This window comes from Dyadobacter sp. HNCC25DJ184 (assembly GCF_056895215.1).
The window spans coordinates 187,528-210,890 of sequence record NZ_JBXHAQ010000001.1 but is presented as its reverse complement, the minus strand read 5'-3'; the positions used below and the strand labels follow the sequence as shown (position 1 = coordinate 210,890).

19 protein-coding genes are annotated in these 23,363 nt (G+C 41.9%); 14 read left to right on the top strand and 5 right to left on the bottom strand.

What is annotated here, in order from left to right; genetic code table 11:
- Positions 1 to 106 precede the first annotated feature (106 nt).
- Together AC1XUD_RS00815 and bshA are read right to left on the bottom strand one after the other, a co-directional pair.
- The gene (locus AC1XUD_RS00815; RefSeq protein WP_483359033.1) at positions 107 to 349 is read right to left on the bottom strand and encodes a DUF4834 domain-containing protein; all 243 of its coding nucleotides are present in this window, start codon (positions 347 to 349) and stop codon (positions 107 to 109) included.
- Positions 350 to 557: 208 nt separating this feature from the next.
- The gene (gene bshA, locus AC1XUD_RS00810; protein ID WP_483359032.1) at positions 558 to 1,694 is read right to left on the bottom strand and encodes an N-acetyl-alpha-D-glucosaminyl L-malate synthase BshA; all 1,137 of its coding nucleotides are present in this window, start codon (positions 1,692 to 1,694) and stop codon (positions 558 to 560) included.
- A gap of 185 nt (positions 1,695 to 1,879) precedes the next feature.
- Between bshA and AC1XUD_RS00805 the strand changes: the two genes are divergently transcribed.
- The 6 genes from AC1XUD_RS00805 to AC1XUD_RS00780 all read left to right on the top strand — a co-directional run bounded on the left by AC1XUD_RS00805 (position 1,880) and on the right by AC1XUD_RS00780 (position 8,799).
- The gene (locus tag AC1XUD_RS00805; protein WP_483359031.1) at positions 1,880 to 2,761 is read left to right on the top strand and encodes a geranylgeranylglycerol-phosphate geranylgeranyltransferase; all 882 of its coding nucleotides are present in this window, start codon (positions 1,880 to 1,882) and stop codon (positions 2,759 to 2,761) included.
- Between the two features lie 180 nt (positions 2,762 to 2,941).
- Positions 2,942 to 3,637, top strand: coding sequence for a TapB family protein (locus AC1XUD_RS00800; RefSeq protein ID WP_483359030.1), 696 nt, complete (start codon positions 2,942 to 2,944; stop codon positions 3,635 to 3,637).
- Between the two features lie 276 nt (positions 3,638 to 3,913).
- Positions 3,914 to 4,498, top strand: a complete 585-nt coding sequence (gene purN / locus AC1XUD_RS00795; protein ID WP_483359029.1) for a phosphoribosylglycinamide formyltransferase — start codon at positions 3,914 to 3,916, stop codon at positions 4,496 to 4,498.
- Complete coding sequence (locus tag AC1XUD_RS00790) at positions 4,495 to 5,403, top strand: hypothetical protein (protein WP_483359028.1); 909 nt, start codon at positions 4,495 to 4,497, stop codon at positions 5,401 to 5,403. The genes purN and AC1XUD_RS00790 overlap by 4 nt, the downstream gene beginning before the upstream one ends.
- Positions 5,404 to 5,550: 147 nt before the next feature.
- Positions 5,551 to 6,879, top strand: coding sequence for a DEAD/DEAH box helicase (locus AC1XUD_RS00785; RefSeq protein WP_483359027.1), 1,329 nt, complete (start codon positions 5,551 to 5,553; stop codon positions 6,877 to 6,879).
- 138 nt (positions 6,880 to 7,017) lie between these two features.
- A complete protein-coding gene (locus tag AC1XUD_RS00780) occupies positions 7,018 to 8,799 on the top strand; it encodes an ABC transporter ATP-binding protein (protein WP_483359026.1) in 1,782 nt (593 codons plus the stop codon).
- Between the two features lie 564 nt (positions 8,800 to 9,363).
- Here the strand turns inward: AC1XUD_RS00780 and hemA are convergent.
- A complete protein-coding gene (gene hemA, locus AC1XUD_RS00775; protein ID WP_483359025.1) occupies positions 9,364 to 10,623 on the bottom strand; it encodes a glutamyl-tRNA reductase in 1,260 nt (419 codons plus the stop codon).
- A gap of 316 nt (positions 10,624 to 10,939) precedes the next feature.
- On the opposite strand from hemA, the gene AC1XUD_RS00770 reads away from it, so the two are divergent.
- Together AC1XUD_RS00770 and AC1XUD_RS00765 are read left to right on the top strand one after the other, a co-directional pair.
- Positions 10,940 to 12,226 carry an ATP-binding protein gene (locus tag AC1XUD_RS00770; RefSeq protein ID WP_483359024.1) on the top strand — a complete coding sequence of 429 codons (1,287 nt, stop codon included), beginning with the start codon at positions 10,940 to 10,942 and terminating at the stop codon, positions 12,224 to 12,226.
- Between the two features lie 98 nt (positions 12,227 to 12,324).
- Positions 12,325 to 13,893 carry a GNAT family N-acetyltransferase gene (locus AC1XUD_RS00765; RefSeq protein WP_483359023.1) on the top strand — a complete coding sequence of 523 codons (1,569 nt, stop codon included), beginning with the start codon at positions 12,325 to 12,327 and terminating at the stop codon, positions 13,891 to 13,893.
- 76 nt (positions 13,894 to 13,969) lie between these two features.
- Here AC1XUD_RS00765 and AC1XUD_RS00760 read toward each other — a convergent pair whose 3' ends face one another.
- Positions 13,970 to 14,491 carry a hypothetical protein gene (locus AC1XUD_RS00760; RefSeq protein ID WP_483359022.1) on the bottom strand — a complete coding sequence of 174 codons (522 nt, stop codon included), beginning with the start codon at positions 14,489 to 14,491 and terminating at the stop codon, positions 13,970 to 13,972.
- A 155-nt stretch (positions 14,492 to 14,646) separates the two neighbouring features.
- Between AC1XUD_RS00760 and AC1XUD_RS00755 the strand changes: the two genes are divergently transcribed.
- The 5 genes from AC1XUD_RS00755 (at position 14,647) to gloA2 (ending at position 20,163) form a co-directional block, all read left to right on the top strand.
- A complete protein-coding gene (locus AC1XUD_RS00755; protein ID WP_483359021.1) occupies positions 14,647 to 15,699 on the top strand; it encodes a LuxE/PaaK family acyltransferase in 1,053 nt (350 codons plus the stop codon).
- Positions 15,700 to 15,921: 222 nt separating this feature from the next.
- On the top strand, positions 15,922 to 16,521 hold the full coding sequence (locus AC1XUD_RS00750; RefSeq protein WP_483359020.1) for a gluconate 2-dehydrogenase subunit 3 family protein: 600 nt from the start codon (positions 15,922 to 15,924) through the stop codon (positions 16,519 to 16,521).
- A gap of 73 nt (positions 16,522 to 16,594) precedes the next feature.
- Positions 16,595 to 18,313: a GMC oxidoreductase gene (locus AC1XUD_RS00745; RefSeq protein WP_483359019.1), complete on the top strand. Its 1,719-nt coding sequence runs from the start codon at positions 16,595 to 16,597 to the stop codon at positions 18,311 to 18,313.
- A 140-nt stretch (positions 18,314 to 18,453) separates the two neighbouring features.
- Positions 18,454 to 19,641: an acyltransferase family protein gene (locus AC1XUD_RS00740; RefSeq protein ID WP_483359018.1), complete on the top strand. Its 1,188-nt coding sequence runs from the start codon at positions 18,454 to 18,456 to the stop codon at positions 19,639 to 19,641.
- 132 nt (positions 19,642 to 19,773) lie between these two features.
- Positions 19,774 to 20,163: an SMU1112c/YaeR family gloxylase I-like metalloprotein gene (gene gloA2 / locus AC1XUD_RS00735; protein WP_483359017.1), complete on the top strand. Its 390-nt coding sequence runs from the start codon at positions 19,774 to 19,776 to the stop codon at positions 20,161 to 20,163.
- A 36-nt stretch (positions 20,164 to 20,199) separates the two neighbouring features.
- On the opposite strand, the gene AC1XUD_RS00730 is transcribed toward gloA2, so the two are convergent.
- On the bottom strand, positions 20,200 to 20,685 hold the full coding sequence (locus AC1XUD_RS00730; RefSeq protein ID WP_483359016.1) for a hypothetical protein: 486 nt from the start codon (positions 20,683 to 20,685) through the stop codon (positions 20,200 to 20,202).
- A gap of 322 nt (positions 20,686 to 21,007) precedes the next feature.
- Between AC1XUD_RS00730 and AC1XUD_RS00725 the strand changes: the two genes are divergently transcribed.
- Positions 21,008 to 23,302 (top strand): peptidylprolyl isomerase, encoded by a 2,295-nt coding sequence (locus tag AC1XUD_RS00725; protein ID WP_483359015.1) that lies wholly within the window; start codon positions 21,008 to 21,010, stop codon positions 23,300 to 23,302.
- Positions 23,303 to 23,363 lie beyond the last annotated feature (61 nt).

The following is a 23,363-nucleotide window of genomic DNA, read 5'->3' as shown; positions in this document are numbered from 1 at the left end:
TTTCGACAACCTTCAATTGGTTTTTCCCCATGTTTGGACGGACTGCCAGTAAATAGAAAAGCCCGGACATATCCGGGCCTTTCTATTTTATCAATCCTGAGGTTAATTATTTCACCTCTTCATAATCTACATATTCGCCACCTCTGAAACGTGATTGATTTACATCGGGCGGAACGACGTCTACTTTTACTCCTTCAGATCGCGATTTGCTTTCCGCTGCTCTATATTGTCTTTTTTGCTCTTTTACCAACTGACGACCCACTAGCAAGTGGAAAACAAAACGTCTGAAAACGGGAACAAAGGTAATGAGTAGGAAAAATATGAGAAGAATATTAAATACAAGCTTCATGTTTCACGAGTTTATTATCGTTATCAATAACGTAAATTTAGTACTTCTAGCATAATTACCGAAACAAAACCTTAAGGACGAATGATAATCCTTTGAAACGGCTTCAATCAATGACAAAAGGCATTCTCCACGTTTTCTGATTTGACAAGGAACAACAACATGACCTTTCCCTGACAATACCTGACCCACTCAACTAACGGCTTCCTGACTAAACCAGTGCCTTGGAGTTTTCCAGAACTTTTTCGTAGAAAGCTTCATACATTGGCAATATTTTCACCACGTCAAACTCCTTGGCACGGGCCAATGCATTGATTTTGAATTGAGGTAAATTATTATCATCCAGCAATATAGCTGCGTTCTTAACCATATCATCCACATCACCAACGTTGCTCATAAAACCGCAATATCCGTGAACATTTAATTCGGGGAGACCGCCTACGTTGGTGGTAATAATTGGCACTTCGCATGCCAGGGCTTCCAAAGCTGCCAGTCCAAAACTTTCTGATTCAGAAGGCATCAGGAACAAATCTGCCACTGACAATACCTCTTCAATCGCATCCAGTTTCCCCAGGAAGCGCACATCTGCGTTCAGATCAAGATCGCGGCATAGTCTTTCGATTCTTGCACGTTCCGGGCCATCGCCTACCAGCAGCAATTTACTAGGTAACAGCTTACGGAGCTTTTCAAAAATCATGATGACATCATCAATCCTTTTCACCTTCCTGAAATTGGAAGTATGAACAATCAGTTTCTCATCGTTCGGACAAATAGCCAACTTGAAGTGGTCCTTTTTCTGACGATTGAATCTGCTCAGGTCGATAAAATTGGGGATCACTTCGATATCCTTAGTAACCTTGAAGTGCTCATATGTATCTTTTTTCAAAGATTCAGAAACGGTCGTGACGCCATCTGACTGATTGATACTGAATGTTACAACAGGCTCATATGAAGAGTCTTTTCCAACCAATGTAATGTCGGTCCCGTGAAGCGTGGTAATAACCGGGATATGGATTCCGTTCGCGGCGAGAATTTGTTTCGCCAAATATGCCGACGAAGCATGAGGAATTGCATAATGCACATGCAACAAATCAAGACCGGCATTGCTTACTACATGAACCATTTCGCTGGATAGCGCGGACTCATATGGCGGATGTTGAAAGAGCGGATATACCGGAATATTTACTTCGTGGTAGTATAGGTTTTCGTTAAAAAAATCAAGCCGTTGAGGTTGAGAATAAGTAATAAAATGAACCTGGTGACCGGCCATTGCCAACGCCTTACCAAGTTCGGTAGCTACCACGCCGCTTCCTCCGAAGGTTGGATAGCATACAATTCCTATTTTCATAAACTAAGTTGTGGTTGACTGATATTTAATTAGGGTTTTGGCTCATGGCCAAACGCTGTCGAAGGATAACACAAATCCGTGTTTTTAAATCCCAAAAGCGAGAGAAACTTAACAAAATTCGATTTATAAGTGAAAGTTAAATAACTTTAATGTTCAAACCTGAGACTATTAGCCCCACAACCTGAATGAATGTGTCTGCGCGATCAAAATTAACTATATGGGATTTTGTAGCCGGAAGCGTACGCCTCGTACGGATAACGAACCTCGTTATTGTGGCGATCACTCAATATCTTACGCGAATTTTACTGATTGGCCCACGCCACGAGTGGAAGAAGATCATTGCCGATCCGGATATGTTTTTTCTTTCACTTTCCACCGTCTTTATTGCCGCCGCAGGGTATATCATTAACGACTATTTTGATATTAAAATCGATATTGTCAACAAGCCGGAGAAGGTGGTGGTTGGCCGATATCTGAAACGCCGGTGGGCAATGGGTGCGCATCAGGTTTTTAATGTGGTTGGAGCATTGCTGGGTTTATTGATCAGCCCCTATATATTCCTTATTAATGTTTTTTCGATTACGCTGCTATGGTTTTATTCCGAACGATTTAAAAGACTACCATTTATTGGCAATTTCATTGTGTCGGTTCTGACCGCGTTATCGCTGTTTATTCTCTCGGTACATTACCCTGCCAATCGGCATTTGGTAATTATATATGCCATCTTCTCATTCTTTATTTCGCTAATACGCGAAATTGTGAAAGATATGGAAGACATCCGCGGCGACGAAGCCCATGGCTGCCGCACCCTGCCTATTATCTGGGGAGTTCGACGCACCAAAAACTTTCTTTATTTCGTCATTTGCACGTTTATCGCAGTATTGTTTATCCTTGCAAGTGCGTTGGACAACCGCCTGTTGCTGATTCTTTTTGTGCTTCTGCTCATTCCAATCCTTTGGCTTAGTTACAGATTATCACTTGCAGACACCAAAAGGGAATTCAAGAATGTCAGCAGTATCAGTAAAATCATCATGCTGCTAGGGCTCCTTACTATGCTCGCTGCCTGATATAAATTTTGCTGTCGGCGGTCGGGTATCAGCAATAGGCAGCTACCCGACTAGTATTTGGTTTGATAGCCGACCGACGTAAGCCTGCAAACCATTTACTAAGTTGACTAGCAGATTCGCTTATTCCCACCCGTAAAGAATTATATTTAAACTTTCCATTCACTTTAATAGCTCACGACTATGTTAAAGAATTTACTAAGCACATTTATCATTGTTCTTTTTGCTGCCGCCATATCATTTGGGCAGGATTGCGCCGGCCTGACGCTTAAGGCCGGAAGCGGATTTGAAATGAACAGTTTCGACGGGAAAGGGAAGTTAACCGGTTCTATGACATACAAAATAACTGATGTTAAGTCAGAATCCGAAAGTACTGTTTTCACCATTGCGTTTGAGATGTTCAATACCAAAGGTAAATCTGAGGCCAAAAATTCATATGCCATGAAGTGTACCGGCAATACCCTCATCATGGACGCCCGTTCACTGATCAGCGAGGAACAACTGAAGTCGTTCAAGGATTCCCAGATGAAATTCACGTCGAAGGATATTGAGCTACCGAACAATATGACTGTAGGTGAGCAATTAAAAGACGCTGCATTGGAGGGCGTAGGAGTTTCCGGACCGATGACGATTACTTTCACGATGAATATTGTAAATCGAAAAGTGGAAAAGAAGGAAAACATTACAGTTCCAGCCGGAACATTTGATGCCTTCAAAATCAATTCGGACATCAATATGGAGACCAAGATGGGTTTTGGAATGAAAATGGAAATGCAAAGCGTATCCTATCGCGCCCCGGGCGTGATCTGGGATATCAAAACCGAAACCTACCGCAAAGGCAAACTCATGGGCACCACCCAACTAACCAAAATATTCTAAGAGATTTGCATTTATCGCTCAAAAACTCAACATCGGGGTAACGTACTGATATTCAGAGCCAGTAACTAACGACTAAGAGCTAATAGCTAACATCTAAAAGCTAATAGCTAATAGCTCACAGCCCCCCTCCCATCGAATGACGATTTCTTTGTATATTTTTGCGATGCCTATTGAATGATTAAAAGTAGAAAATCAAAAACTGAATAAGCGAATTCAAGAAATAGCATAGGCAATATTCACCAATCTATCATTCGCTAAGTCACTCATTAATTTTACATGAAACGTATTGCCATTTTCGCCTCAGGATCGGGGTCCAACGCAGAAAAGATTTGTGAATATTTCAAAGACAGAAAGGATATCGAAATTTCTTTGATTCTGACCAATAATCCGGAAGCGGGCGTAATTAGGCGTGCCAGAAAATTTGCAATTCCGGTCGTAGTCTTTGATAGGAAGAGCTTTTACGAAACCAAAAAAATAGCAGAATTACTTCAAAATCAGCACATTGATTTTATCGTTCTTGCCGGTTTCATGATGCTAATTCCTGAATTTTTGGTCACTGATTTCAATAACCGAATGGTAAATATCCACCCTGCCCTTCTTCCGAAACACGGAGGGAAAGGCATGTATGGGCATTTTGTCCATGAGGCGGTTTTTTCTGATGGCGATTCTAAATCCGGTATCACTATCCATTTTGTGAATGAACATTATGACGAGGGAAACGTGATATTCCAGGCTACTTGTGACATAGAAGTCAGCGACACGCCGGAAGACATCGCCCATAAAGTGCAAATTCTTGAACATCAGCACTATCCCGAAGTTATTGACAAAGTTGTATCCGAACTTCCAATCGCGCAACGATGATCTACTTCCTGCTGGCTGTATTGTTTACTGTCGCGTTATATCTCATCATACCCTCTTTTCCGAAATACGGCGTCAACTCTTTTCACGGCATTGTATTTAATTATTATGCATGCGTCGCCACAGGTGTGGCTTTATATCCTGATTTACAACCATTTATAAAATTAGATTGGACATCCTCCGGATCCATTCTCACGCTGTCGTTAGGAATAATATTCGTTGTCGCCTTCCTGCTGATCGGCTTGACGGCTCAAAAAGTAAGTGTTTCGGCGTCCTCGCTCGCCGCAAATATGTCGCTTGTCATCCCGGTCGTTTTTGGGCTTTTCATTTTTCAGAATAACAATAAAGATTTTACAGTTCTTAATTACCTGGGGCTTTTCCTCGCGCTGGCAGCCCTGGCTTTGGGTTCCATTCAGAAAAAAGACAAAAAAATCGAAGCCGGAGTGGGCAAGATATCTGGTGCTTTGTGGATTTTTCCAGTTTTGACATTCCTGGCCAGCGGTTCAAATAACACCCTGATCAACTACCTTACATCCAAGTATTACACTCCGGATCAAAGTACGGTCTTCATGATTGTGGCCTGTATCGGAGCGATTCTGAGCGGTACCACAATTCTGATTTTCCGCAGGATAACTAAAAATGAAAAGGTGGAAATGAGAAGCGTCATCGGGGGACTCATACTTGGAGTACCAAATTTCCTATCTCTTTATTTTTTACTCAAGGCCTTGGCATCCTTTGGAAACAGCGCAGCCTATGTCTTTCCGATTTTCAATATACTGACGATGCTGGCCTCCTCACTTGCCGCATATCTGATTTTTAACGAAAAAATTAGTACCATCAACCGCTTCGGGCTATTCTTGGCGATTGTAGCTGTGATACTTATTTCTTATCAGGAGCTTGGATTTTAAGCATATTTTTTAAGCCATCAAGTAATATAGACTAGTTAAGTCCCAGCTTTTCTTAACTTCCGAATAGTTTAAACACTGGCATGACGACGTGAAAATGAATGTTATTTTCTAAAAGCGTACCTTTGCGGTCAGCTTAATATGAATATAATGACTTTTGAAGATTTAAACCTCTCCCGGCCGCTACTCAATGCGCTTGAAGATCTTGGCCTTTCAGTACCTACAACCATTCAGGAACGAGTATTTTCTCTGGTCATGTCGGGGAAGGATGTATGTGGTATTGCGCAAACGGGAACAGGAAAAACTTTTGCCTATTTACTGCCGTCATTGCGTCAAATGCAATTTTCAAAAGATCGGTTGCCACAAATGCTCATCGTTTTGCCAACAAGGGAATTGGTGGTGCAGATCATGGAGGAAGTTAAAAAACTGACGACCTACATGACGTTACAGGTTGTTGGAGTTTACGGCGGAGGTAATATTAAAGTACAAATGGCGGAGCTTAAAGGCGGTGCAGATATCATCGTCGCCACGCCTGGTCGGTTGGTCGATCTGATCATGAACGGCTCTTTGAAAGTGAAGGCCGTGAAAAAACTGATCATTGATGAAGTCGACGAAATGCTAAATCTAGGTTTTCGTGCCCAGCTTACTAATATCCTCGATCTCATTCCTCAAAGACGGCAGAATTTGCTTTTTTCCGCCACTATTACGCAGGACGTTGAAAACCTGATGAAAAACTACTTCAACGATCCGGTAAGGGTAGAAGCGGCTCCTGTGGGAACTCCGCTCGATAATATTGAGCAACGTGGATACAATGTCCCAAATTTCTATACAAAGATCAATTTGCTCGATCTGCTATTTGATGAGAATCCGGATATGACCAAGGTATTGGTCTTTGTGTCTACCAAAAAAATGGCCGATCAATTATACGATCAACTTGAACTGGGATATCTGAATCAGATTGGCATAATCCACTCCAATAAAGAACAAAACAATCGTTTCGCAGCCGTACGCCAGTTTCAGGATGGCACTTTCAAACTATTGATCGCGACGGATATTATTGCCCGTGGACTGGATATTGCTGGCGTATCTCACGTGATCAATTTTGATATACCGGAAACGCCTGAAAACTATATCCACCGTATTGGTCGTACTGGTCGGGCAGATCAAAAAGGGATTGCTATTTCGTTTATTACGGAAAAGGAAAAAGAATTTCAGGACAGCATCGAAGAGTTGATGCAATATCAAATCCCGATCTTCGATCTCCCTGAAAACCTCAAGATATCTGAAATCCTGACCCCTGATGAAGAGCCTAAGATTTTCATGAAAGTTATTGAGCCAAAGCGACCTAAACCGGAAGACGTCGGTCCTGCGTTTCATGAAAAGAAGGCTAAAAATCAGAAGGTTAATGTCCGGAGAAATTACACCGAAGAGAAAATGCATAAGTATGGCAGACCGATTAAGCGGTCGGGGAAGAAATAAAAGGAAAAAGAGAGGAAAGGGATGAAGGGCTAAAGGTTAACGGCGAAAGAAAACCAGCACCTAAACTTTGTTTCTTTGAGATATTCTGGGCATTGGCCTTACATTGAAAGCATACACCATATTGAAAGTGAGTCAATTATGAGCATATGGGAAATATTTCAGCGTTTGCTTCCTTACGTGAGGCCATATTACAAACAGATCCTTTTTGCTCTTTTACTTACACTCCTTGGAGCCGTAACGGCGCAGGTTAATCCGTGGGTACTTCGTTATACGGTTGATACTGTTCAGGAAATGCTGGACAAAAAGTGGGATATTGTTCAGGGAGAGAAATTACTGCTTCGCATTTCCCTCATCCTTTTTGCAAAAGAAATTGTCAACTCATTTATCGTTTTTGGTCAACGTTATTTCGGCGAAAAAATACGAATCAAAGTTTCCAGTGATCTCGCTCAGGAAGCCATTAGCCTTATTCTTTCATATAATCTGACGTTTTTCAACGACAATGAAAATCAAAAAGGAAAACTTCAATCCCGAATTGACCGAGGGGTAGAAAGTTTGACCAAACTGATCCAGAACTTTTTTATTGATATCCTTCCGCTTTTTGCTAACGCCATATTCGCGCTTGCCATTATGTTTTCGGCGAATGTGTATGTGGGTTCGATAGCGCTGGCAATCCTTCCAATCTATTTCTGGGTGAGCTTTCGTCAGGCAGGCAAGTTGCAGGGTGTAAGAAGAATGCTGAAAAGGCAACGTGAAAACAAAAGTAATGGCCTGATCAACCTCATCGAGTCGATCATTGTTATCAAATCCTTTGTCAGGGAAAAATTCGAAGGCCGGAAACAATATCAACTCCAGATGGAACTGATGGAATCGCAGCTCACCACGCGACGAACCAATTTCAGATATGACGGTATCAAGAGTTTTATTGAACAGATTGGTGTCGTTTTCATTATAATCCTGACTGCATATCTGGTTTTGGATAAGCAAATGTCAATTGGTGCGATTATGTTTCACATCCTTCTTTTCAATAACGTTTCTGCTCCTATCCGGCAATTACATCGGATATATGACGAAATGAATGATGCGCTAACCTATTCGGAAGGTTTTTTCGATATCCTGGATGCGGACGATGCAGTTGAAAAAGGTGGTACATATGCCCCCGTTGCTATTCGCGGAAACTTCCGGCTGACCAATGTTTCATTTACATATCCTAACGGCACAAAGGCTCTTCAGCATATCAATATGGATATCAAGGCAGGCACTACCACTGCGCTGGTCGGATTGTCGGGAGCCGGAAAAAGTACATTGATCAATATCCTGGTAGGACTATATCCGCCCGGATCCGGTGAGCTTCTTTTGGATGGCCGGCCGGTATCAGAATATGATTTGCATGCTCTGCGCGCTCAAATCGGGATGGTACTTCAAAAAAATCACATTTTCAAGGGATCTATTTCTGAAAATATCAGATATGGTCAAATGGACGCAGACGATTCGCAGATTATTGAAGCCGCTAGAAAGGCATATCTCCACGACCAGATCATGGAGATGCCACAGGGATATGATGCAGACGCTCAACTACTTTCCGGAGGGCAACAGCAACGCATTGCGATTGCCCGTTTATTCCTGAAAAATCCGCCCATTATTTTTCTGGACGAACCGACCGCCAGTCTTGATGCAATTGCTACTGAACAAATCAAAAACAGCCTGGACGCCATTAAAGAGAATCGCACGGTTGTGATCATATCCCACAGCCTATCTCAGATATTGGATTCGGATGAAATATATGTTCTGACAAAAGGAATGGTAGCAGAGCACGGTACCCATATGCAGCTTTACCAAAAACAAGGGGTTTATTATGAGATTTTCAATGCATCCGCACGCAGCCTAAACCTTGATAAAATGATTGGTTATTGGGAGGGGTAGATTAGTCAAACACTTCCCTTTCTCCAATAAGTTTAAGGTGTAACTCAAAGCTACTTTGTAGATAACTTAAAGTATTTCGAAATACTCTCAAAATATTTCGAAAAAAATTTGAATTTTAACTCACTGAATGATAACGAGTTAGATTTGACTCAGCATATATTTTCACAATTTCACGAAAAAAAATAAAAAAAATATGACTTTGTGTAATCTAAAAAATTATATTCAACGTATATATGTCGAGAATGAATAATTCCAGAGTCGAATAAAATTGACCATGAAAATATTTAATGTAGTATTGTAGTTACTACAGGTATAGTGAAGATCCAAAAAGCTTTATAGACTATTAGCAATATGGTGGGGATAAGAACTAAGAAAAATTTGGCTTTTTGAAATCCGGGAATCGAATCCTGAGCAAAATGCCATGAAGTTATATAAGAATTTGTGGAGGGTAAGGTAATTCATAGAGCGACGAGAATGGATCTTGTCGCTCTTTTCGTCGTATTATTCCATAAAGAAGCCCGGTAGAAATTCAATCCTGCCGGGCCATATACGCCATAGTAAATATTAATGATTTTCCGGCTGTTTCTCCAGATTAAAAAGGTCGTTTAATACGTCGATCAAAGTCTCTGCCTCTCCTCGTTTACAAGCGGCTTTAAGCTGCAGTACCGGGAGTTTAAGTATTTTTTGCATCATGCTGGCCGTAATACGGTCAACCTTCTCCAATTCTGTTTCTGAAAGACTTTTAGTAAATCTCCCCAGCTCTTCCCTACGGATTTGCTCCAAAGCCCCTTTCAATTTCTGAATGGTTGGCGAAACGATCATTTCCTTAGACCAATCGTTAAACTCATTGACCGACTCCTCGATGATCTCCTTCACATGAGGGATGGAATCCATTCTCTTATTCAGTGCTTCATCTGCTCGGGAACGAATTGAGTCGATGGTATATAGCATTACACCCGGAATTTCTTCCACTTCGGGAGAAACGCTGCGAGGAACTGATAAATCAATAAAATATTTGAAGGACATGCCACGAAGACGAACCATCATTTCTTTTGTAAAAAATGGGATCTCCCTAGCAACGGAGGATATGATGATATCTGCCTTTGAAATTTCTTCTTCCAAACTCTCAATATCTGCCACTCTGAACCCAAGTTCGTCAGAAAGTTTTTCCGAGCGACTTCTGGTCCTGTTGATAAGTGTTACATCTGCATTTTCCCTTTCGGAAAGATTCCGGCACACATCTGTTCCGATCTCGCCTAAGCCAACCACCAAAATTTTGGGATTCGGCATCAAGCTTTCCAATAACTCTACTGCGGCATAAGAAACTGACGCTGCACCGTCTCTGAAGAACGTCTCCTGAGCTACTCTTTTATTGGCGAAGAAAATTGTATGGAGCAATCTGTGGAGAAACGGACCAGCCATATTCAAGTCCGCCGACCATTGGTAGGCATGTTTGATCTGATTTGGAATCTGCATATCACCCACAACTTGCGAGTGCAGCCCGGTAGCCACTTCAAAAAGGTGCTTCACAGCTTCATTCCCTGTATCAAACATTTCAAAATATTCTTTGAAACCTTTGATATCAGATATGCCTTTTTCGACCAGTAAAAGTTTTAGTATTTCCTCGTTAAGATCCTCACTCGCAGAATAGTAAATCTCTGTTCTGTTGCACGTAGAGACAGCGAGAACATCCGTGATCTCGAAAAAGTCCTTTAATTTGAGCATCAGGTTCTTCGCACCACCCTCACTCAATGCCAACTGCTCCCTCACATACAAAGGGGCTTTCTTGTGCGATAAACTTATTGATTTAAAATGATTATACATCACTATTTTCTATTCGATGGACAAAAATACGGCACAATATTCAGATAAAGAATGCCATTTAAGTGGTTCCTGCTTATTTAGAAGCCATATAAATAAAATGCTCCAGGTTTTGTATTAGGTCATTTCAAAACATGACAATATTCATACTTTTAACCCATTTTATTCATAGTAATTTCATGGGAAGGGAATATGAAAAGGTCCTTTTTTCAGCTTAAGGCTCATGAAAATAAATCGCCTTATAAACGCCGAGTCCACTAACCCTAAATAATTTGCGTTATTTGTATAGTAGAACCAAATAACGAGAGCACTCACCCGGATGTTTAACGAAACACAAAAAAAGAAACCCAACTTTCGCCTGCATCCAACGGCAATCCTGAACAGCCAGAAGTTAAGGCGATCCTTTATGGATACCTATGAACAAAAAAATCTGTTTAAGTATTTCATCGCCGTCATCTTGCTGGTTTTAAGTATTGGATCACTTTTTTACACTAACTATCTGGTCGACAGACTGGAAGAGAGAGAGGTACGGGAAGTTAAACTTTTTGCGGAGGGGCTCAGATATGCAATTAACAGCCCTACTGACGAAAACTTTAATGTAGTAATGGAGGTAATTCAGGATGCTGTCCAGATTCCTGCGATATATGTTAATCAAAATGGATTTCCTCAGGTGATACGTAATATCCCATTTGAAAAAAACGTCTCGCGAAAAGAACAGGAAGATATTGTAAATCGCTACCTCGCAGAAATGAAGGAGGAACATAAGGGTATACCGGTTGAAATTGCAGGACTTGGTACAGGATACATTTATTATAGCAATTCATTTCTGCTTACGCAGCTACGTCTGTACCCTTTTATATCACTGGTGGTTATGCTCTTTATTGGATATCTCGCTTATCTGGCGTTCAGTTCAGCCAGAAAAGCAGAGCAAAACCGGGTTTGGGTAGGTTTAGCCAAAGAAACTGCGCACCAATTGGGAACACCATTGTCATCTCTGATGGCCTGGGTGGAATATTTCAGAACAGAACCTTCTATTGATCCATCCATAGCAGTCGAAATTGAAAAGGATGTGATACGGCTGGAGATGATTACAACCCGTTTTTCCAACATCGGATCTGTTCCGAGTATGAAAGAGGAAGTGCTGGCCGATATCGTTACTAACTTCATATCCTATCTCGAGAAACGAGTATCTTCAAAAGTTAAATTCCACGTTTACAATGAGTTAAAAGAAGGGCAAACCGTAAAACTGAACAAAAACCTGTTTGAATGGGTGATCGAAAACATCTGCAAAAACGCTGTCGATGCGATGGCAGGTGTAGGTGAGATCAATGTTATATTGCAATCACCACCTTTTTCAAAAGAAATCCGAATCGATATCAGCGATAATGGCAAAGGGATGACGAAAGCCACGTCTAGCAAAATATTTAATCCTGGATATAGTACCAAAAAACGAGGCTGGGGGCTGGGTCTGACACTGGCTAAAAGAATTATCGACACTTACCACGCCGGAAAACTATTTGTCAAAAGCTCAGAAGTAGGCAAAGGAACCACCTTCCGTATCATATTGAATGCCACAGAGCAGGAGGTCGATTTAGCGAAGGGCTAAGCGTGAAAGCGTTGATATCAGCCATGACACCCTTAAGCAGATTCACCTTTTTCACCCAACTTTAAACACTAAAAGCTAAAAGCTGACAGCTAACAAAAATGAAAATAATAACTAGAGAACTTCACGAAGACGATTATCCGGATCTGAAAGCAGCCATGATTGAAGCCTATCAGGGAATCGGCGGGGAATATTGGAGAAAAAATAAAATTGATACACTACTTAATATCTTTCCAGAAGGACAGCTTTGCGTAGAAATAGACGGTAAAGTGGCCGCGGTTGCTTTGTCCATTATCATTTTATATGAGAAATTTGGTGATGAGCATACATATGCCGAAGTAACTGGACAATATTCCTTTAAAACACATAACCCAAAAGGCGACGTACTTTATGGGATTGAAGTTTTTGTCGATCCGGCGTTCAGAGATATGCGGTTGGGAAGACGGCTTTATGATGCCAGAAAAGAACTTTGTGAACGACTCAATCTAAGGAGTATCGTCGCAGGCGGCCGAATTCCGAATTATAACCTGCATGCCAACGAGCTTTCACCAAAACAGTATATTGAAAAAGTCAGAAAAAGGGAGCTGTTTGACCCGACACTCTCCTTCCAACTCGCCAATGATTTTCACGTTAGAAAGGTCTTAAAGAATTATCTTCCCGGAGATACAGAATCCAAAGATTACGCAACGCTTCTGGAGTGGAATAATATTTATTTTCAGTCGGGGAAAAAGCGCACTAATCCTTCCGATTCCATTATTCGGATCGGCGTGGTGCAATGGCAAATGAGGCTGTTTACCGACCTGCAGGACTTTTTTGATCAGGTAGAATTCTTTGTAGACTCGGTGAGCTCATACAAATCGGACTTCATCCTTTTCCCCGAATTCTTCAATATGCCGTTATTGGCGGAATTCAACCATTTGCCAGAGCCTCAGGCCATTCGTGAGCTGGCTGCATATACCGATCAGGTAAGACAGAAATTGCAGGAATTCGCTATCTCTTACAATGTAAATATTATCGGTGGAAGTATGCCGTTAGTGGAAGACGAAAGGCTTTACAACGCCGCCTATCTATATCGCCGAGATGGATCAAGTGAAGAATATCGGAAAATACACATTACACCAAATGAGGTGCGCCATTACGGGATGGTAGGCGGAGATGAAATCCGTGTGTTTGACACCGATTGTGGTAAAATAGGTTTGGTGATATGTTACGATGTCGAATTTCCTGAATTAAGCCGGATATTAGGCAAACAAGGCATGGATATCCTTTTTGTGCCGTTCCTTACAGATACTCAGAACGGATACATGCGCGTAAGAAACTGCGCAATGGCCCGTGCCATTGAAAATGAGTGTTATGTTGCCATATCCGGATGTGTTGGCAATCTGCCTCGTGTTGAAAACATGGATATACACTACGCCCAATCAGCAGTTTTTACGCCGTCTGATTTTCAGTTTCCGACGAATACAGTAAAGTCAGAAGCAACGCCAAATACGGAAATGCTGCTCATAGTTGATGTCGATTTGTTTCAACTAAAAGAATTGCACGAACACGGTTCGGTTCAAGTCATGAAAGACCGTCGCACGGACTTATATGATGTGAGCACAAAGAAAAAGGCAAACCGGAGGGTTTCGGTGGAAGTAGAAGTTGAGAAATCTGAACGATCTGCCTAATCAGCGTATATCAAAAAAAGGCCTTGTCCAAACTGCACCAAACAGTTAGACAAGGCCTTTTCACCATCAATATTAACTATTGATAACTTGGAACCGATATCGTATCCGTTTCGATCATATTGCTAACTCTTAACGCACGGTCTCTGATACGCACCTTGAATTTCACAGTGACAGGCACGGAAGAATTACCATATAAAAAGCTCGTGTTTAAATCAAGTTTTCCATTGATCGGCCCCGGATTTCCATCTGGCTTGAGAACAGGTATCCACTTGTATTTATCCTCTGCCAAAATTGATTCAGACCAACTCCCATCTTTATTCTTTCTGGCCGTCGTTAGTTCGTAACTCCCCCACTCTCCATATTTCAGCGTATCTCTCTGATCAATTTCCTCTCCCAAATCCCCATCCCCGTCCCTGAAATTGACTGTAATGATCACATTTTCACGGATCTTCTTACCAGTTGTTTCATCAACTTCGGTATTTTGATCAATTCCGTTATAATCAATTTCAGGTGTATCACTGTAATCCGGAATGTCTACACAGTTGGTCAACGCAACTGCGCTCAATAGAAACAAAGCGATATTTAATTTTTTAAACATAAAATTTATGTAGTTATTTTTCCTGACTAGTTTCCTGTATTTAATTTTTGGAATCGACTTGCCGCATTTACTAATCCTTCTTTCATATTAGCGATTGTCTCGCATTTTTCACCAACCCGACATACCTTTGCCAAAGTCATACGAAAGTAACGGTATTGGAACAATCTAGCAACAAAAACACTTCTAAAACAAGACTTGCGCTCAAACAGCGGATACTTGATCTTCAACCGCAGAACTTCAATACCCTTGCGCTGGACATTTTCAGGTTTCAGGCTGCGGAAAATCCTGTTTATAAAGAATATATATCCAACCTCAGGATTGACACCAGCAAGGTTAACGAATTGAAAGATATACCGTTTCTTCCAATTCAATTTTTTAAAAGTCAACGCATCACTACCGGGCAACCACCGGAGCCAACGGCTGTATTTGAAAGTAGCGGCACCACCGGAGTCAATACAAGTCGTCATTTGCTGCATGATCATCTCCTCTACGAAGCTGTATCTAAACGAATTTTTGAGGAGCACTATGGGCCTCTCAAAAACTTCCATGTGCTGGCGCTGCTACCTTCGTATCTTGAACGAAATAACTCCTCGCTCGTATATATGATGAAACATTTTATTCAGTTGAGTGACTCCGAATATTCCGGCTTCTACCTCCACAATGTTTCTGATCTACTGCAAAGACTATCTTACCTCAAGAAAAACCCGGATGGAAAGCAAATTTTACTTCTCGGGGTAACTTTCGCATTGCTGGACCTGGCCGAGGATCAGGACTTGAATCTGTTCAAAGATATGCCGCAATTGACGGTTATGGATACAGGAGGAATGAAAGGACGAAGACGGGAAATGCTCCGAGAAGAAGTTCATGATGTACTTACCAAGAGCTTTTTCGTTTCCAAAATCCATTCAGAATATGGCATGACCGAGCTCCTCTCCCAGGGATATTCATCTGGTGACGGAATATTCTCTCCGGGATTTACCATGCGCATATTGCTTCGGGATATCTACGATCCCTTTGCTGTCTCAGAGCAAAGTATTTATCAAAAGAAAACCGGCGGGATTAATGTGATTGACCTTGCCAATCTCGACACCTGTTCTTTTATCGAAACCCAGGATTTGGGCCGGTTTGGGGAAGAAGAAAATACGTTTTCGGTAATGGGGCGCTTTGATAATTCCGATATACGCGGGTGCAATCTAATGGTCATCTGAAAAAATTGTAAGTAACCTCTGGTATTCTTATCAAACATTAATGTGATTTTAATTAATATACCTCACTGATAATCAAGATAGTTACTACCGAAAAACTTATATAGAATCATTCTAAGAATTCACCAAACGGATTATTTTTTAAATTAGCCTGATTAATCAAAAATTGCACTTATCACATTAATTATTACATTATTGATTGTTAAACTGTTTTAATAATATACAATGAAAAGACGCGATGCACTGGGCCGGGTGGCGCTAATCATGGGAGGGGCACTTTCCGCACCGACAATGATAGCTTTTTTGGAAGGATGTAAATCTGCAAGTGAATCATCATCAACAATGACTTTCCCGTTCACGCCGGAAAGAAAGAGTTTAGTTTCAGAAGTAGCAGAAATAATTATTCCTAAAACTACCACACCGGGCGCAAAAGATGCCAAGGTTGGGGACTTTGTCGAATTGATGCTGAAAGACTGTTATGCAGCTAAGGATCAAGAGAGTTTTAATGCAGGCTTGGTTGAGCTAGAGAAGAAGGATTTCTTAAAAGCAAAACCTGAGGAGCAAACTAAAATTTTGAAAGAATTGGAAGCCTCCGCCAAAGCAGAAATGGAAAAGGCTGGAGCAGAGAAAAAGAAATACACGGAAGCTGGAAAAGAATATACCGACGCAGGTGTGCCATTCTTCCGACTGATGAAAGAACTTACCCTGTTGGGATACTTTACGTCTGAGGCAGGTGCTACACAAGCACTTGATTATGTAGCCGTTCCGGGAAGATACGATGGATGTATCGACCTGAAACCAGGACAGAAGGCCTGGGCGATGTAATCCCGACGAATCATGCCCCGGCTTGGTTTCTCATTGGTATTTCTATTTATCAAGACACTGAAAATTATTCACAATGAACCTGAATTTAAAAGCAACAAAACAAGCTACTTACGATGCGATCGTGGTAGGATCAGGAATAAGCGGAGGCTGGGCTGCCAAAGAACTCACTGAAAAAGGCCTTAAGGTAGCGATGCTGGAACGTGGTCGCGATATCAAGCATATAGTTGACTACAAAACCGCAACGCTGGCTCCGTGGGAATTCGAGCACCGTGGCCGTGTGACTACTGTTGCGAAGGAAGAGTACTGGGCGGGGATGCGGACAGGATATACTCCTAACGAAGAGTACCGCTACCTTTTTGAAAATGACAGCGAAAATCCATATGACGAAACCCGGAAATTCGACTGGATTCGTGCATATCACGTGGGTGGTCGTTCGTTGTTGTGGGGACGCCAGAGCTATCGTTTAAACCCAAGAGATTTTGAGGCTAATGCCGAAGATGGTATTGCGGTCGATTGGCCGGTAAGATATAACGACATTGCGCCGTGGTATGACTACGTTGAAAAATTTGCAGGTATCAGTGGAGCTCGTGACGGTTTAGACGTTCTTCCAGACGGTCATTTTTTGCCGCCGATGCAAATGAACTGTGTTGAAAAACAGGTTAAAAGTGAAATTGAGAAGAAATTTGCCGGCCGTCACGTTATAATGGGACGGGCAGCGCACCTTACTCAGCCAACAGCACAGCAAACCGAATTGGGACGTGCAGCATGTCAATTCAGAAACATGTGTATGAGAGGCTGCCCATATGGTGGTTATTTCAGCACTCAAGCTGCGACGCTTCCTGCTGCTCAAAAAACAGGAAATCTTACTTTAATTCCGGATACTATCGTTTCTGAGGTCATTTACGACGACAAATTAGGTAAAGTAACGGGCGTAAGAACGATCAATCAGAATACACTTGAAACAAAAGAGTATTACGCGAAGGTCATATTCATGAATGCTTCGGCGATTGCTTCTGCGTCCATTATGATGAACTCGAAATCAAAACGTTTTCCGAACGGCCTAGGTAATGACAGCGATCAGCTGGGACGTAACATTATGGATCACCATTTGGCAGTTGGAGCGAGAGGTGAGATGCCAGGATATGAAGACAAATATTACTTCGGACGTCGTGCTAACGGAGTTTATGTTCCTCGTTACCGTAACTGGGGTACAGATAAAAGAGACTATATCCGTGGTTTCGGATATCAGGGTGGCGCAAGTCGCGATTCATGGGGCCGCGGCGTAGGAATGGATGGTTTTGGAGCAGATTTCAAAGACAAACTTTCTGAACCGGGTGGTTGGTCAATGAACCTGGGTGGATTTGGTGAGATGATCGCTGATGAGAAAAACCGCTTTACGCTTCACCCAACCAAGAAAGACAAGTGGGGATTGCCTCTAGTTGTGTTCGACGCGGCATATGGTGAGAACGAGAGAAAAATGCGTAAGGATATGATGAACGACGCAGCGGAAATGCTGGAAGCTGCGGGTCTGAAAAACGTTACACCATATAACGACGAGACAAAACACCCGGGAATTGGTATTCACGAGATGGGGACTGCGCGTATGGGCAATGATCCTAAAACGTCCGTTTTGAATAAAAACAATCAGGTCTGGGGTGCACCAAACGTATATATGACGGATGGCGCATTTATGACCTCCGCCTCTTGCGTTAACCCATCGTTGACTTATATGGCCTTTACAGCTCGGGCTGCGGACCACGCGGTGAAAGAGTTGAAAAAGATGAATCTTTGATTTTCGTAAAATATTAGTGCAACAATTAAAGCCCTGACGGTATATCCGTCGGGGTTTTTACTTTTCCAGCAAATAGTATTTTTTAACGATTACGAAGTATTAGATCATAACCCATTGTTCATAGACTCAATTCTGTACGCTTGAAAGATTTTACCACCCCTCCGAAACGTGTTGCGTCGATCGACGCCTACCGAGGCTTTGTTATGTTTTTGATGATGGCCGAAGTATTACGCTACGGTAAAGTGGCGGAAGCTATTCCTGACAGTTCGTTTTGGGCTTTCATGGATTGGCACCAAAGTCACGTTTCGTGGGTAGGATGCTCTCTGCACGATCTTATTCAGCCTTCATTTTCATTTTTGGTTGGTGTCGCACTGCCCTATTCTATCGCCAGCCGCGCGCATAAATTGCAGGATACAAAAACGATGTGGTTTCATACGATCCGGAGATCACTGATTCTGATTTTGCTTGGCATTTTTCTGAGATCGATGCATGCAGACCAAACCAACTTCACATTTGAAGATACATTGACCCAGATCGGACTTGGATATCCGTTTCTTTTTGCGTTGGGATTGAGCAAGAAAAATGTTCAATGGACTGGACTGGTTGTGATACTTGTGGGATACTGGATATTTTTCGCGACATATCCACTTCCCGGTCGTTACTTTGACTGGACCGAAACCGGCGTTACGCCCGATTTGCCAGATAACTTGACAGGTTTTGCTGCTCACTGGAATAAAAACACGAATGCTGCCTGGGCATTCGATAGATGGTTCATGAACCTGTTTCCTCGGGAAAGTACCTTCCGTTTTAATGGGGGCGGGTACAGTACCCTTAGCTTTATCCCGACACTTGGCACGATGATATTGGGTCTTTTTGCGGGACAATGGTTAAAATCATCGACGAAATCCGGTACGTTTATCACGACCTGCCTGATCACTTCTGTCTCTCTTTTTGTGATCGCCCTGATCCTGGCCTGGACAGGTATTAATCCAATCGTTAAACGAATCTGGACGCCGGCGTGGACTTTATTCAGCGGTGGCTGGTGCTTTTTCCTGTTGGCACTTTTTTACTACCTGGCCGATGTCAGAAATTTGCAAAAGCTATTCTATCCGTTAATTGTCATTGGATCGAATTCAATTGCTGCCTATATCTTCGCGCATACGATCGACAGTTTTATCGATCAATCCATCCGGATTCATATCAGCCAGGGATATGATCTGATTCTTGGCCCTGCATACCAAACTATTGTCAGCGGCACGGCGATATTGCTTTTCGAATGGCTGATCCTGCAGTGGATGTATAAGAAGAAGCTGTTTATAAGGATTTAGTTAGCTGTTAGGGTGAACCTTTCGGCTAAAAGAATCTACTGTTGAAATGGAATTATGTATTGCGCCATTCTTCAAATAGTTGTAAATGGAATATGAATGTACATTTGCATTCTTACCAATAATATTTTTTCAATGAGTTTTTTAAAAGCTGTCCACCATATTGCCATAATTTGTTCAGATTACGAAAAATCTAAGGCTTTCTATTCAGACATTCTGGGCTTCACTATCGACAGGGAAGTGTTGCGGGAAGAACGACAGTCCTACAAATTAGATCTATCGTTAAATGGCCATTATTGTATTGAGCTGTTCTCATTTCCAAATCCACCGGCTCGGGTTTCCCGTCCTGAGGCTTGCGGACTTCGCCACCTAGCTTTTGAAGTTGAAAATATTGAGGAAGCAATCGCCGAATTAGCTAAAAATCAAATTGTTACAGAACCCATCAGAATTGACGAATTCACTGGAAAGCGTTTCACTTTCTTCTCAGATCCTGATGATTTGCCGATTGAGTTCTACGAGCAGTAATATAGTTGGTATGCCACGGTGAGACCACAGAGATATTTAACTATATATCAACTGCTTGCCCCCGTTAGCGACCGATTTCTCTTGTTTCGAAAGAACTTCATAAAACTCGTTTAGGCGATCAAGATGTTCTTTAACCATGCGTTTGCTTTCGTAGTCGCGATCAATAAAGTTGTAGAGAGCCTTATAATTGGTGATAATCGCTTCTTCCTTTCTTTTCAGGAATTTTACAATTTGCTGTTGGTCAACCAACCGTTCCAGATCTGCGAGATCCTGATTGTTATCAGTTTCTGGCGTATTTGAAGATAACTCGTTGTCAGTCAAAAAGCATTTGAAGTAATCGTATATCGCATGGATTTCTTTTTGAAACAATATGGCACTGAAATGAGCTTGAGATAAGACTTTTCTCAATGATCCCATACCATCTTTTCGCAATGCTACCAGATAGATAAGCTCTCTACCCCGTTGCTGTCTCCATATTTGGCTAATCCTGGAAATCACATATCGTCCTTCCTCGTCTTCCATAGCTTTCCTTTTTTGTGTTGAGATCATTTAAAATTAAATATAAATATTGTGCCCAACATCATTGAAAGTGTAAACTATTACTACATCTTTAATTCTTTATAAAAAAACAAAATCTACTTATATTATAGATATAATTTCGAAATCACAGTGAGTGATAATATTTGTAATATCCTCGTCATCAATGTGTAGCAAAAACCTTTTTCACCCATAGTGAATAAAATGGCACCACTTTCACGTTATATTTTTTTAACTTATGTGAAAGACCCTAACTTTGATGCGACTTTCACTTGTACAAAAGCCGAGTGATTTTTTTATTTTAATTATGCATAAATACCGTCATTACTTTTTTTTCTCCCTCATACTGATTTTCTCTTCTTGTAAAAAACCGGTTACTACACAGCCAGTTGCGGTTGAAACAGCAAACATTGTGGAGATAGGCGGACAAAAATATTCGCCTGCCGAATTCAAAGCGTACTACGATAAGAACAAATATGTTACTGATTCCAGCAAGGCCCTCACACCTGAGGAATATTTGCCACTATTCACCGACGCCAAGCTCAAGGTTTTGAGTGCAAAGGCACTCGGAAAAGATACCACTACTGATTACAAAGAAGAGATTGCTTCGTATCGCGAACAGCTCGCGAAGGACTTTGTGAAGGATAAGGATTTGATCGAAAAGATGTCGCGCGAGGCATATGACCGGATGAAACAAGAAGTGAAAGCTTCCCATATTCTGATTCCTGTTGCTGAATATGCATCACCCGCTGACACGTTGGAAGCATACAGGGCGGCGATTGCGATGAGGGGAAGAATAGAAGAAGGCTCTGACTTCGGAGATCTGGCGACTCGTTTTTCCAAAGATCCTTCTGCCAAAAATAACAAAGGAAATTTGGGATACTTCACCGCCTTCCAGACGTTATACCCGTTTGAGAAAGCTGCATATACTACACCTGTCGGCAAAGTATCGCAACCTGTCAGAACTAAAAGTGGTTACCATATCATTAAAGTGACCGACAAGCGGACAAATAGAGGTACAGTTCAAATTGCACATATCATGATCAAGGCCGATACGAATTCTACGCAGGCTCAGAAAGATGCTGCTAAAAATCGTATCACGAACGCTTATGAGCAGTTGCAAAACGGAGAGATCTGGGAGAGCGTGGTATCGGAATATTCGGATGATCAGCAGTCGAAGCGGAATGGCGGTAAACTACCTGTTTTTGGAATTGGCCAAATGGTCACCGAAATTGAGGACGCGTCTTTTGCCCTAAACACACCCGGTGCATATTCCAAACCAGTTAAGACCATATATGGGTGGCATATTGTGAGGCTCATTGAAAAGAAACCGATTGAGAGTTACGATAATTTGGCTCCGTCATTACGTCAAAGGGTGGTTACCGATTCAAGGGGTAAGGTCATTGAGCAGCTTCATGCCAAACAGCTCAGGGAAAAGCTCAAACCAGTGGAGTATCCCGAAGCATGGGCAAAATTACAACCATTGGTGGACACCTCGCTGGTAGGAGGTAAATGGGATTATATGAAACCAGTGGGCGATAATTGGGCTGAAGTTAATTTATTCTCCATCGAAAGTCACCCATATAACGCGCTGTCGTTTTTGAACTACGCGAAAGCTAACCAGCAAACATATCCGAAAGGATCTTCACCCGCTGTCATCTTCAGAAAATATTATACTGATTATCTAGATCAAAGTTTGTATGCATATGAAGTCGATCACCTGGAAGAAAGCAACCCGGCTTTTAAGGACGTGATGAACGACATTAAAGAAGGGGTCTTGATTTCTCAGGAAATGGAACGGAATGTTTGGGAGCGCTCGCTAATCGATTCTGCGGGTCAACTCGCACTATATCAGCAACATATGGATCGCTATAAATTTCCGGAACGCGCTTTTGCCACTGTTATCACCGCCCCGGATACACAGACCATAAACAGCATCAACCGTGCACTCTCGGTAAATCCTTATCTGCTGGCCAGGAAATCTGAGGAAATTTTATTCGATGAGAATAAGGCGGAGATCACGAATGCATATGAAAAACAGCTCACAGACCTCTTTATCATTCTGACCAAAAATCCGGATTACCTCGTGGAAGTTGCCGGATACCAGGCTAATGGCGAAACACCGAATACTTCTTCAGCCCGTATCAGAAGCGTCGTAAAATTCCTGATTTCCAAAAATATACCGCTAACGCGTATTATCGAAAAGGACTATGGTTCGTTCAGACCGAGTGCAGAAACGGAGAGAAACCGAAGAGCGAGCTTCCAGTATTTAAGTCAGTCGAAAAAGGATGTTGAAAAGGTTTACAATGAATTCAAACCAGGATCCGTTACTATTCTGGAAGGCTATTTTGCTCAGGATGCTGCTGCACTAAAAGGTGCAAAATGGCAAGTTGGAACATCGGTTTTGAGTGGAGAAAACGGCACAAGCCGGCAGGTTAATATCCAGAGAATTGAACCTCCCCGCGGCAAGAAATTCAACGAAGCACGAGGCAGCGTGATCAATGATTATCAAAAAGAATTGGAAAAAGAGTGGACAAACTCGCTCAAAACCAAATTTCCTATAAAAGTGAGTCCTGCAGAATTAGAAAAAATAAAGCCATAAGCGTAATTTAGCGCACAGAATTCTATTCTTGCAACATCCGGCTGGAATATGGAGTAAGAAT

Bases quoted from the DNA above. Each gene is read 5' to 3' on its own strand.
- purN (WP_483359029.1), top strand. From the start codon at position 3,914: ATGAAACGTATTGCCATTTTCGCCTCAGGATCGGGGTCCAACGCAGAA.
- AC1XUD_RS00750 (WP_483359020.1), top strand. From the start codon at position 15,922: ATGAAAAGACGCGATGCACTGGGCCGGGTGGCGCTAATCATGGGAGGG.
- AC1XUD_RS00790 (WP_483359028.1), top strand. From the start codon at position 4,495: ATGATCTACTTCCTGCTGGCTGTATTGTTTACTGTCGCGTTATATCTC.
- AC1XUD_RS00815 (WP_483359033.1), bottom strand. From the start codon at position 349: ATGAAGCTTGTATTTAATATTCTTCTCATATTTTTCCTACTCATTACC.
- AC1XUD_RS00800 (WP_483359030.1), top strand. From the start codon at position 2,942: ATGTTAAAGAATTTACTAAGCACATTTATCATTGTTCTTTTTGCTGCC.
- AC1XUD_RS00760 (WP_483359022.1), bottom strand. From the start codon at position 14,491: ATGTTTAAAAAATTAAATATCGCTTTGTTTCTATTGAGCGCAGTTGCG.
- AC1XUD_RS00730 (WP_483359016.1), bottom strand. From the start codon at position 20,685: ATGGAAGACGAGGAAGGACGATATGTGATTTCCAGGATTAGCCAAATA.
- AC1XUD_RS00745 (WP_483359019.1), top strand. From the start codon at position 16,595: ATGAACCTGAATTTAAAAGCAACAAAACAAGCTACTTACGATGCGATC.
- AC1XUD_RS00785 (WP_483359027.1), top strand. From the start codon at position 5,551: ATGACTTTTGAAGATTTAAACCTCTCCCGGCCGCTACTCAATGCGCTT.
- AC1XUD_RS00765 (WP_483359023.1), top strand. From the start codon at position 12,325: ATGAAAATAATAACTAGAGAACTTCACGAAGACGATTATCCGGATCTG.
- AC1XUD_RS00770 (WP_483359024.1), top strand. From the start codon at position 10,940: ATGTTTAACGAAACACAAAAAAAGAAACCCAACTTTCGCCTGCATCCA.
- gloA2 (WP_483359017.1), top strand. From the start codon at position 19,774: ATGAGTTTTTTAAAAGCTGTCCACCATATTGCCATAATTTGTTCAGAT.
- AC1XUD_RS00780 (WP_483359026.1), top strand. From the start codon at position 7,018: ATGAGCATATGGGAAATATTTCAGCGTTTGCTTCCTTACGTGAGGCCA.
- hemA (WP_483359025.1), bottom strand. From the start codon at position 10,623: ATGTATAATCATTTTAAATCAATAAGTTTATCGCACAAGAAAGCCCCT.
- bshA (WP_483359032.1), bottom strand. From the start codon at position 1,694: ATGAAAATAGGAATTGTATGCTATCCAACCTTCGGAGGAAGCGGCGTG.
- AC1XUD_RS00725 (WP_483359015.1), top strand. From the start codon at position 21,008: ATGCATAAATACCGTCATTACTTTTTTTTCTCCCTCATACTGATTTTC.
- AC1XUD_RS00805 (WP_483359031.1), top strand. From the start codon at position 1,880: ATGAATGTGTCTGCGCGATCAAAATTAACTATATGGGATTTTGTAGCC.